The 10,932-nt window shown below is 73.7% G+C and carries 9 protein-coding genes and 1 pseudogene; 6 read left to right on the top strand and 4 right to left on the bottom strand.

The genetic code is table 11. The annotated features are described in order from the left end of the window. Positions 1-50: 50 nt before the first annotated feature. Positions 51-1,109 (bottom strand): DUF4185 domain-containing protein, encoded by a 1,059-nt coding sequence (locus ACYVPE_RS16070; protein ID WP_461034269.1) that lies wholly within the window; start codon positions 1,107-1,109, stop codon positions 51-53. A gap of 60 nt (positions 1,110-1,169) precedes the next feature. Continuing rightward, entirely contained in the window at positions 1,170-1,970 is an 801-nt protein-coding gene (locus ACYVPE_RS16065; RefSeq protein WP_461034268.1) for a DNA-formamidopyrimidine glycosylase family protein, read from the bottom strand. A 155-nt stretch (positions 1,971-2,125) separates the two neighbouring features. Here ACYVPE_RS16065 and ACYVPE_RS16060 point away from each other — a divergent pair, with 155 nt between their 5' ends. The 3 genes from ACYVPE_RS16060 to ACYVPE_RS16050 all read left to right on the top strand — a co-directional run bounded on the left by ACYVPE_RS16060 (position 2,126) and on the right by ACYVPE_RS16050 (position 5,708). Beyond that, positions 2,126-2,725: a TetR/AcrR family transcriptional regulator gene (locus ACYVPE_RS16060; RefSeq protein WP_461034267.1), complete on the top strand. Its 600-nt coding sequence runs from the start codon at positions 2,126-2,128 to the stop codon at positions 2,723-2,725. A gap of 113 nt (positions 2,726-2,838) precedes the next feature. Then, the gene (locus ACYVPE_RS16055; protein ID WP_461034266.1) at positions 2,839-5,028 is read left to right on the top strand and encodes an MMPL family transporter; all 2,190 of its coding nucleotides are present in this window, start codon (positions 2,839-2,841) and stop codon (positions 5,026-5,028) included. A gap of 68 nt (positions 5,029-5,096) precedes the next feature. Next, a complete protein-coding gene (locus tag ACYVPE_RS16050; RefSeq protein WP_461034265.1) occupies positions 5,097-5,708 on the top strand; it encodes a hypothetical protein in 612 nt (203 codons plus the stop codon). A gap of 35 nt (positions 5,709-5,743) precedes the next feature. Here ACYVPE_RS16050 and ACYVPE_RS16045 read toward each other — a convergent pair whose 3' ends face one another. Next, positions 5,744-6,247, bottom strand: a complete 504-nt coding sequence (locus ACYVPE_RS16045; RefSeq protein ID WP_461034264.1) for a hypothetical protein — start codon at positions 6,245-6,247, stop codon at positions 5,744-5,746. Positions 6,248-6,401: 154 nt separating this feature from the next. Next, positions 6,402-7,928, bottom strand: coding sequence for an alpha-N-arabinofuranosidase (locus ACYVPE_RS16040; protein WP_461034263.1), 1,527 nt, complete (start codon positions 7,926-7,928; stop codon positions 6,402-6,404). 106 nt (positions 7,929-8,034) lie between these two features. On the opposite strand from ACYVPE_RS16040, the gene ACYVPE_RS16035 reads away from it, so the two are divergent. The 3 genes and pseudogenes from ACYVPE_RS16035 to ACYVPE_RS16025 form a co-directional block, all read left to right on the top strand. Then, on the top strand, positions 8,035-9,060 hold the full coding sequence (locus ACYVPE_RS16035) for a LacI family DNA-binding transcriptional regulator (protein WP_461034262.1): 1,026 nt from the start codon (positions 8,035-8,037) through the stop codon (positions 9,058-9,060). A gap of 186 nt (positions 9,061-9,246) precedes the next feature. Continuing rightward, entirely contained in the window at positions 9,247-9,942 is a 696-nt protein-coding gene (locus ACYVPE_RS16030; protein ID WP_461034261.1) for an ATP-binding cassette domain-containing protein, read from the top strand. Then, a pseudogene (locus tag ACYVPE_RS16025) lies at positions 9,939-10,932 on the top strand (DUF6297 family protein); the annotation flags it as partial. The gene ACYVPE_RS16030 and the pseudogene ACYVPE_RS16025, both read left to right, overlap by 4 nt.

The raw sequence follows: 10,932 nt of genomic DNA, 5'->3' as shown, positions 1-10,932 counted from the left end.
TCCGCCGGTTGGCCGAATCACCAATCCCGGACAGAGCCTGGGCCGTGGCGTCAGGGCCAGAGTCCCTGGACGCGGAACTGCATGACGCGGTAGGGCCAGTTGTTCGCCGTGTTCCACTGACTCACCGACAGGTGGAGGTCGTTGAGGGTGGAGCCGGGGATGATGTAGCCGCCGTAGAGCTGCGCGACGTGGGAGTCGTCCTCCTGCCCCCAGGCGCCGCCCCAGATCAACGTGGCGCGGTGCGCGGTGTAGAGGTTGGATGTGGGGGTGTCCATGACGATGGCGTCGATCCGGTAGTCGCCCGCGTTGAACCAGGTGAGGATCCACTTGCCGCCGAGCGGGCGCAGGCACAGCTCGCCGAACCGGCCCTCCAGGATCGGGGTGGGCGGGTTGCCCCAGGCCCAGACACCGTCGCGCCAGCCCCAGGGTTCGTAGGCCGCCGGGTCGGTGAGCCGGTCGCCGCGGACGCGGTGGAGGAGGATCGGCTTGTCGCGCTGGAAGCCGGTGGAGTAGACGTACACGTAGCCGTCGTTGCCAAGACCCCAGGTCAGCAGCTGGAACATGCCGCCGTGCAGGTCGCCGGGGAAGAAGGCGCCGGTGTGCTGCCAGCTGGCGCCCGAGTCGTCGGAGCGCCAGATCTCGGTCCAGACGACGTTGCCCAGACCCCTGTTGACCATGACGTGCAGATACATGGTGCCGCCGACGGTGATCACGTCGGAGGGCAGCACGGTGGAGAACTCCGGGTTGTCGTGCTCGTAGTACCAGAACTGCTGGGCCGCGTCGCCGCCGACCGCGCCCGACCAGGTGACGCCGGCTGCCAGGTCGGTGGTGCGGGAGTAGAGGCCGACGGGCGAGCGCCACCAGCCGGCGCCGACGGCCGCGCCCTCGAAGGTGTCGCCGAAGACGAAGAGCGTCCGGCCGTCCGGGGTCCTGGCGGGGATGCCCAGGTCGGTGGCCTCCATGCGGAACCTGTTGGTCAGTCCAGGACCGGTCAGGTCGGCGACCTTGTGCGTCGTCACGGCGGCGGCCGCGGTCCCGGTGGTGCCCAGGGCCAGGCCGCCGCCGAGCGCGGCTCCCGCCGCACCCCTGAGGAACGTTGATCTGCGCATGCCATCAATCCAGCCCGGCGGCCCGCCCCTCGTCAAGCCCCGAGCGCTGACATGAAACGGTCAGGGCCGCGGACCGCGCTGGCAGGTGGGGCACCAGTAGATGGGGCGGGGGCGGCCCGGGGTGTCGTAGGTGTCGGACGTGACGCGGACCTGGGTGCCGCAGGTGAGGCAGGGCTGGCCGGCGCGGCCGTAGACGTGGAGGCGGGAGCCGCGGCCGCGAGAGGCCGTCGTCGTGCGGTGCGGGGTGGCGCGGTTGGCGGTGAGGAGGCGGTGGGCGGTGATCAACAGGGCCGCCGGGTCGGGGAGTTCGCCGACGGGGAGCCAGGGCGTGGCGCGGGCCAGGTGGCAGAGTTCGGCCATGTACACGTTGCCGATGCCGGCGAGGTTGCGCTGGTCGAGGAGGGCCGCGCCGAGCGGGCGGCCGGGGTCGGCGAGCAGGCGGCGGCGGGCCTCGGCCGGGTCCCAGTCGGGGCCGAGGAGATCGGGCCCGAGGTGGCCGACCAGGCGGGGTTCGTCGGTGGTGCGGACGAGGTCGAGGACCGGGAGTCGGTAGCCGACGGCGGTGCCCGACGCGGTGCCGAGGATGGCGCGGATCTGGTGGGTCGGGCCGCCGCGCCAGCGCTCGCCGGGGCCGTAGGTGTGCCAGGCGCCGTCCATCCTGAGGTGGGAGTGCAGCGTCAGCCCGCCCTCGACGCGGGTCAGCAGGTGCTTGCCGCGCGGGGTGACGTCCAGGACGGCGCGGCCGGTCAGGTCGGCGGTGGCCAGGCGGGGGACGCGCAGGTCGGAGCGGACGAGGGCGTGCCCGGCGAGCGCGGCGTGCAGGCGGTGCGCGGCCTGCCAGACGGTGTCTCCCTCGGGCATGCCTCCATCATGCGGCAGGCCGCGCGGCGCGCGGCGTGACGCAGGCCACTATCGGTACGTTTCCGTTTCGATAAGCCCGGTCGTACGATGTGTACGGAACCGTTTCGTTTCAAAGACGCGGCGTTGGAAGAGACGCGGTGTTTCGAAGGAGCACGATGCCCACCCAGACCACCACCACGGCGCGGCGTTCCCGGCTCTCCGAGGGCCGGGAGCGGGAGATCTACGGGGTGGTGGAGGAGCTGCTGCGCCAGGACGGCTACGAGGCCCTGACCATGGACCAGATCGCCGCCGCCTCGCACGCCAGCAAGGCCACGCTCTACCGCCGCTGGAACACCAAGGCGGAGCTGGTGATCACCGCCATCCGGATGCGTCGGCCCATGCTGACCAGGGACATCGACACCGGCACGCTGGCCGGCGACCTGCTGACGCTGGTCCGCGACGCCGGCAGCCGGCTCAACGAGGAGGCGCCGCTGCTCCGCGGTCTCGGGCAGGCGATGCACCAGAACCCCGACCTGCTGGCGGCCTTCCGCGACCAGGTGGTGCTGCCTGAGCGGGCCGGTCTCGAGGTGCTGCTGCGCCGCGCCGAGGCGCGCGGCGAGCTGCCCGAGGGCTCGGCCGGCAGCACCGAGGTCGTCTACATGCTGCTGGGCGCCGTGATCGGGCGCCCGATCCTGGAGGAGAAGGACCCCGACACCGACTTCCTGGTGCGGTTCACGCACCAGGTGATCCTTCCGGCGCTGCGCCTCACGCCCTAGCCGGACACCTGCCAGATCACGACCCGACGGCGAGCGGCAGGCCGTCGGGGCGGCACTTCACACCCGTTTTCCGATCCACGTCAACCAGGACGTCACCCAGGAAGTCACGCCCCATGGCTACGTTCCTCTACCGACTCGGCCAGTTCTCCTTCCAACGACGGCGGTTGGTCGCCCTGATCTGGGTCGCCCTGCTGGCCGTCGCCGGTGCCGGCGCGGCCACCGCGTCCTCGTCCGCCTCCACCTCGATCACCATCCCAGGCACCGAGGCGCAGCGCGCCTTCGACCTGCTGAACGAGCGCTTCCCCGGCACCAGCGCCGACGGCGCCACGGCCCGGGTCGTCTTCCAGGCCCAGGACGGCGACATCACCGACGCCGCCGACCGGGCCGCCGTCGAGCAGGTCGTCGGGCAGCTGGCGACCGGCTCCGAGCACGTGCTCGACGTCGTCGACCCGTTCCAGGCCCAGGCGGTCAGCGAGGACCGCTCCGTCGCCTACGCCCAGGTCAGCTACGACGCGAAGTCGACCGAGCTGGGCGACGCCGACCGCGACGCGTTGCAGGACGCGGCGCAGGCCGGCCGCGACGCCGGGCTCACCGTCGAGGTCGGCGGCGACGCGCTGATGGAGATACCGCACACCGGCGTCACCGAGGTGATCGGCGTCGCGGTCGCCGCCGTGGTGCTGGTGATCACCTTCGGCTCGCTGGTCGCGGCGGGGCTGCCGCTGCTGACCGCGATCGTCGGCGTCGGCATCAGCGTCGCCCTCATCACCGCGCTCAGCGGCCCCCTCGAACTCAACAGCACCACCCCGATCCTGGCGATGATGATCGGCCTCGCGGTCGGCATCGACTACGCGCTCTTCATCGTCTCCCGCTACCGCGCCGAACTGGCCGAGGGCCGGGAGCGCCAGGAGGCCGTGGGGCGGGCGGTCGGCACGGCCGGCTCCGCCGTGGTGTTCGCGGGCCTCACCGTGGTCATCGCGCTGGCCGGGCTCGCCGTCGTCAACATCCCGATCCTGACCTCCATGGGCCTGGCCGCCGCCGGCGCCGTGGCGCTCGCCGTGGTGGTGGCGCTCACCCTGATCCCAGCGCTGCTCGGCTTCGCAGGCGAGCGGGTGCTGCCCCGCGGCGCGCGCGGCGCCGGGGCGGCGGAGCGGGCCGCGGCGAAGGAGAACCTCGGCACCCGCTGGGCCAGGTTCGTGCTGCGCCGGCCGGTCGCCGTGCTGCTGACGGGCGTCGTCGGCCTGGGCGCGATCGCCCTGCCGGCCACCAGCCTCGAACTCGGCCTGCCGGACGACGGGTCGCAGCCCACGAGCACCACCCAGCGCCGCGCCTACGACCTGCTGTCCGAGGGCTTCGGGCCCGGCTTCAACGGACCGCTGATGGTGACCGTGGACACCCGGGACGCCGCCGACGCCCCGGACGCCGCGGCGGAGCGGGTGGCGGCCACCGTGGGCGGGCTCGACGACGTCGCCATGGTGACCCCGGCGACGTTCAACGAGGCCGGCGACACGGCCATGATCACGGTGATCCCGGAGTCCAAGCCGAACAGCGCCGAGACGGAGGGGCTGGTCAACGACATCCGCGCCGAGACGGGCGACGAGGTGCTGGTGACCGGGCAGACGGCGATGGCCATCGACGTCTCGCAGAAGCTGAACGACGCGCTGCTGCCGTATCTGGCGCTGGTCGTCGGGCTCGCGGTGGTGCTGCTGATGGCGGTGTTCCGTTCGGTGCTCGTGCCGCTCAAGGCGGCGCTCGGCTTCCTGCTCTCGGTGGTCGCCGCGCTCGGCGCCGTGGTCGCGGTGTTCCAGTGGGGCTGGCTCGGCGGCCTGTTCGGCGTCGACGAGACCGGGCCGATCATGAGCCTGATGCCGATCTTCATGGTGGGCGTGGTGTTCGGCCTCGCCATGGACTACGAGGTGTTCCTGGTGACCCGGATGCGGGAGGCGCACGTGCACGGCGAGTCGCCCGCCGAGGCCGTGGTGACCGGCTTCCGGCACGGGGCGCGGGTGGTGGCGGCGGCCGCGGTCATCATGATCAGCGTCTTCGCCGGGTTCGTCAGCTCGTCGGAGTCGATGGTGAGGATGATCGGCTTCGGCCTCGCGGTGGCGGTGCTCTTCGACGCCTTCGTGGTGCGGATGGCGATCGTGCCCGCGGTGCTCGCGCTGCTCGGGAAGGCCGCCTGGTGGCTGCCGAGGCCACTGGAGCGGGTGATTCCGAACGTCGATGTCGAGGGCGAACGACTCAACCATGTGGTGGGGGGTTCGGCGTCTTCCGAGGTGGCGGGCCGGGAGACGAGCCGGGTCTGAGTTCGAGTCCGGGTGCGAGTCCGAGTCCGAGTCCGAGTCCGACGGAGAACGGAGTGGGGTGAACGGCGATGTCGATGGCGATGGCGGTCACCGCCATGACGGCGGGCGTGCGGCCCGGCCGGCTGGTGGACGTGCCCGCGGTGGTGCGGCTGCTCGTGCCGGGTCCCGTGGGTGACGACGGGGACCAGGCGCGGCGCGCGCTGCGGCTGCTGCTGGCCCACCACCTGCTGGAGGAGGGGCAGCTGTGGGTGGCCGAGGGCGGCCTCGGCGACACCAGGGTCGCGGCGGCGGCGATCTGGCTGCCGCCCGGTGTCCGGCCGCCGGGGGCCGGCTTCGACCGGGTGCTGAGCCGGGAGCTGCGGGACCCGATCGACCTGATCGCCGCCGGCGAGCGGGCCAGGGCGGCGTTGGCGGCCGTGCGGCCAGGGGAGCGGCACTGGACGCTCACCACCGCCGGGGTGCTGGGTCCCGACTGGGACGAGGGGCGGGCCAGGGGCCTGCTGGCCCCCGGGTTCGCGGCGGCCGACCGGGACGCGGCGGCCGTGCTGGCGATCACGGCCACGGAGCGGGACGCGGAGCGGCTCGGCCGCCTCGGTTTCGTCGGCGCCCGCCACGTCACGACGGCCCACGGGCCGGGCGCCTGGCTCGCCAGGCGCCCGGCCCGTGGGGGCGCCGGCTGACCGGCGGGGCCGGCTCGGCGGCGCGACCGGCCCGGTCAGCGGGTGCCGCTGCCGGTCAGGGTCTCGACGGACATGCCGGGCAGCGGATCCCCGTAGACGGAGCCGACCATCGTGTTCAGCGTGTCGCCGCGCTCGGTCTGGCGCAACAGCTCGGTGACGGTGCCCAACAGGCGCCGCACCTCGTCCGCCTTCGGGCCGCCACGAAGCGATCCCGCGGCGAGCTCGGCGGCGGACACGGCCACCTGGGCGACCAGCCGGCGGGCGCCGTCGGCCGCCTCGGCGGCGTGCACCTCGAGCAACTGGCGCGGTTCGAGGAGTCGTTGGGTGAGTTCGGCGGTGGGGTCGCCGCCCGGCACGGCGGGCGGCGGCCCGGCGGAGAGGGCGGGTGGCGTCGCTCGACGGGGGAAACGGGCCCTCGGGGCCCCGGGGTTGGGGGTGTGCGGGGTGGCGGCGCGGCTGACGGACCAGACCGTCACGCACACCATCACCACCGAGATGACGATCGCTAACACCAGCGACGGCCAGAGCATCGGGTTCATCTCGGGCTGCCTCCTCAGCTCTCGGGAACGTGACTCCCCCGTTCACCTCAGGTCTGTCCGCCCCGGCAGGTCGCGAGACGGCCGGGCCAGGGCGATCGGCAGCTCACCGAGGGCGCGTGGCCGGCGGTGGCGCCGGCCGCGCGCCCCCTCCCCTTCAGCGCAGCCTGGCCGCCACGGTGGCGAAGGAGTGCGGCGGCAGCGTGAGCCGCAGCCCGCCGGTCTCGGTGCGGGTGATGCCGTCGAGGGGCCGCACCGTGACGGCGTCGGGGTGGTCGCCCGTGTTGTGCGCCTGGAGCCGGTCGGCGGTCAGGAGGCGGGCGGTGGGTTCGTCGACGGTGCCGCCCCGCAGGTCCAGCGTGAGTTCGGTGGCGGCCTCGGCGTCGAGGTTGGTGAGGGAGACCAGGAGTTCGCCGTCGCGGACGCTGGCCGAGGCGGAGACCGTCTCCAACTCCCCGTCCGCCACCGGGCGTCCGGTGCCGGAGGTCACCAGGTGCACCGCGAGCGAGGCGGCGTCCTGGTGGCGCTTGTTCATCTCGAAGACGTGGTAGGTGGGGGTCTTCACCAGCTGGTCGCCGTCGGTGAGCACCATCGCCTGGAGGACGTTGACGGTCTGCGCGATGTTGGCCATGACGAGGCGTTCGGCGTGCCGGTGGAAGACGTCGAAGTGGGTGCTGGCCACCAGCGCGTCGCGCAGCGTGTTCTGCTGGTACAGGAAGCCCGGGTTGGTGCCCGGCTCGACGTCCCACCAGGTGCCCCACTCGTCGAGCACCAGCCCGACCTGCTTGTGGGGGTCGTAGCAGTCCATCACCGCCGAGTGGCCGGCGATCAGCCGGTCGATCCGGCGGGCCGCCACCATCGTGCGGTAGTAGTCCTCGACGTCGAAGTCGGTGGCGCTGCCCTTGGCGTCCCACGGTCCGGCCAGGGTGTAGTAGTGGAACGACAGGCCCTGGAAGAAGTTCTTCGGAGTCGCCTCGCAGCCGAAGCAGCTGATCTGCTTCATCAGCGTCTCCGTCCAGGCGTAGTCGTCGTCCGAGGCGCCGGACGCGATCCGGTACAGCTTGTTGTCGCCGTGGTCACGGCAGTAGGTCGCGTACTGGCGGGCCAGGTCGGCGTAGTACTCGGCGCGCATGTTGCCGCCGCAGCCCCACGTCTCGTTGCCGAGGCCCCAGAACCGCACCCGCCACGGCTCCTCGCGGCCGTTGGACTTCCGCAGCCGCACCATCGGGCTGTCGCCGTCCCGCGTCAGGTACTCCACCCACTCGCTCATCTCCTGCACCGTGCCGGAGCCGACGTTGCCGCTGATGTACGGCTCGGCGCCCAGCAGTTCGCACAGGGCGAGGAACTCGTGCGTGCCGAAGTGGTTGTTCTCCTCGACGTTCCCCCAGTGGGTGTTCACCATCCGCGGGCGGCTCTCCCTGGGGCCGATGCCGTCCTTCCAGTGGTACTCGTCCGCGAAACAGCCGCCCGGCCAGCGGAGGTTGGGGATGTCCAGGGCGCGCAGCGCCTCGACGACGTCGAGCCGGATGCCGCCCTCGTTGGGGATCGGGGAGTCCTCGCCGACGTAGAAGCCCCCGTAGACGCAGTGCCCCAGGTGCTCGGCGAAGTGGCCGTACAGGTGGCGGCTGATGGTCGGGCCCTCGATGTCGACGTTGATGACGGCGGTGGCGGTGCGCTGGGGCATGCGGGACCTCTCGTGGTCGTACGGAACGGTCATGCGGAACGGTCGTTCGGGGTGGTCGTTCGGGATGGTCGTTCGGGGTGGCCGGTCCGCCGTGGATAATCGGCGCATGGCGGCGCGGGTGACGATGAGCGAGGTGGCGAAGGCCGCCGGCGTCTCGGTGATGACCGTCTCCAACGTCGTCAACGGGCACCGCTACGTGAGCGAGACCACCCGCGACCGGGTGCTGGAGGCCATCGACCGGCTCGGCTACCGGGTGAACGTGGCGGCCCGCAACCTGCGCTCGGGCAGCACCGGCATCATCGGGCTCGCGGTGCCGGGCGTCGACGCCCCGTACTTCGGCCAGCTCGCCGCGCTGCTGATCGAGCGGGCCACCCGGCTCGGCTACCAGATCGTGGTCGAACAGACCGGCGCCACCCGGGAGAGCGAGCTGGGCGCGCTCACCCACTCGCGGCTCCGGATGTACGACGGGCTCATCATCTCCACCGTGGGCCTCGGCAACGAGGACGCGGAGCAACTGCGCTCCGAGATCTCCGAGTTCCCGGTGGTGGCGCTCGGCGAACGGCTGAGCGGCGCCGGCGCGCTCGACCATGTGGCGATGGCCAACGTGGCGGGCGCCAGGGACGCCACCCGCCACCTGCTGGAGCGCGGCTGCCGCCGGATCGCGGTACTCGGCGGCACCCTCGACCCCGGGGTGAGCGCCGGCTCGCTGCGCACCGCCGGCTACCGGAGCGCGCTGGCCGAGGCCGGTCTCGACTGGCGCGAGGAGCTCGTGGTGGAGCGGGAGTTCACCATGGGCGGCGGCGCGGCCGGGGTGCGCGCGCTGCTGGCGGCCGGGGTGGCGTTCGACGGCCTGTTCTGCCTGACCGACACCCTGGCGCTCGGCGCGCTGCGGGCGCTTGCCGACCACGGCCTCGCGGTGCCTGACGACGTCCGGGTCATCGGCTTCGACGACATCGAGCAGGCGACGTACGCGGTGCCCTCGCTGTCCAGCGTCGCCCCCGGGCACTCGGAGATGGCGGACGCGGCGCTGCGGATGCTGACCGAGCGGATCGCCGGCCGGCGGCCCGAGGGGGCGTACGAGGAGTTCACCGGGCCGCACCGGCTGGTGGTCCGCGAGTCCTCCGGCGGCTGACCGGCCCGCCGGGCGCCGTCCGCCCATGCCCCGCTCCCCCTCATTCGTTCGCATCGGCTTCTTGTATCGATACACGTGACCGGCGACCAGCCGCGTGTTGTATCGATACAAGAAGCTCGCACGCGGGCCCGGCCGTGTCAAGGCGCTGACCCGCACTGACGTACGGTGGTCGGCAGACGACGACCGGTGGGGGTGGACACGATCAGCGAGCGGGACGCGCTGCTCACACTGTCCGGCGTGAGCCGGCACCACGGTGAGCGCCAGGTGCTCTGGCCGGTGGATCTTCGGCTGGCGCGCGGCGAGGCCGTGGCGCTGCTCGGGCACAACGGCTCGGGCAAGTCGACGCTGTTGCGGCTGGCGGCCGGCCGGGACCAGCCCACCGCTGGCCTGGTGCGGTTCGAGGGGGCGCCGATGGACGAGGACGATCCGGCGGTCCGCGCCCGGGTCGCCGTGGTCGGCGACGCCCTGGCCTGCTACCCCGATCTGACGGTGCGCCAACACCTGGAGCTGGTGGCCGTCGGGCACGCCGTCCCCGAAGGCGACGCGGCCGTCGACGCGGCGCTCGCCGCGCACGGCCTCGTCGAGCGGGGCGAGGCGCTGCCCACCGAGCTGTCCTCCGGGCAGCTCCAGGAGCTGCTGCTGGCCGCCGCGCTGCTCCGCCCGCACGAGCTGCTGCTGCTCGACGAGCCGGAGCAGCGGCTCGACCCGGCCGCCAGGGAGCGTCTTGCCAGTGCGCTCGCCGCCCGGCGGTCGGCCGGGGTGACGCTGCTGTTCGCCACCCACCACCGGGAGTTGGCGCGCGCGGTGGCCGACCGGGTGCTGCTGCTCGACAACGGCCATGTGGTGGCCGAGGGCGCGCCGGAGCGGGTGCTCGCCGAATGACGGCCGCGATACCGGCGTCCGCGGCCCCGGGGAGCGTGCTTGGGTGGCTGCGGGCCAGGCGCGGCGCCGGCCGGCTCAGGCGGGCCGGCTACACCGTGTACGCCACGACCGTGCTGTTCGGCGCCTGGGGCGGCACGTACCTCTTCGGGCTCTATCTTTCAATCGAACACAGCCTCTCCATCGAGCGCGGCGGCGCCTTCGTCGCGTACGCGGGCCGGATCGCGGACGGGCTGCCGTACGCCCTGCCGGCCCTGTCGCTCGCGGCGCTGGCGCTGGCGGCGTTGGACGCGCTCTGGCGCGGCCCCGTGGTGCTGCCGCGGCACGACGCGGACTGGCTGCTGCCCATGCCGGTGCCGCGCTGGCCGCTGCTGCGGCCGTGGCTGCTGCTGTCGCTCGGGGTGCTGTGCGTGGTCGGCCTGGTGGCCGGGCTCGGCCTGGCGCTGGCGATCGCGGCGGCCGGGCTCGGCGACCTCGGGCCGCTGCTCCTGGCCACCTGCCCGCCGGCGGTCGGCGTGGCGCTGCTGGCCGGCGGGGTGGCGGTGGCCGTGCAACGGCTGCCGGCGGCCGCCCGGTTGGCGCGCTGGCTCGCGGTGCCCGCGTTGGGCGTCGCCGGGCTGCTCGTGGCGCTCGCGGTGGCCGGCGAGCCGCCGGCGCCCTGGGTCGCGGACGTCCTGCGGTGGTCGGGCCCGTGGGGGTGGGCCGGGCAGCCGGCGCTCGCGGCGGTCTCGGGCGGCGTGCCGGGCTGGCCGGCGGCGGCCTGGCTGCTGGGCGCGACCGTGGTGGCCGCGCTGGCGCCGGCGCGGTGGCTGGTGACCGGGATGCCGGCGGCGATGCTGCGGGCCAGGTCCCGGGCGGCGCGGCGGGTGGTCGCCGCGGTGCTGTCGAAGGACGTGCGGACGGTGTCGCTCGCGCTGGCCGGCGCGGCCGGCGGCGGTGACTCCGCGCCCCGGCTGGCGCGCTGGCGCCGGCGGCTGGCGCCAGCGCGCCAGC

The sequence above is a fragment of the Streptomyces mayteni genome (assembly GCF_054783955.1).
Note: the sequence above shows the minus strand (reverse complement) of the source record. Positions and strands in the feature narration are given on the sequence as shown.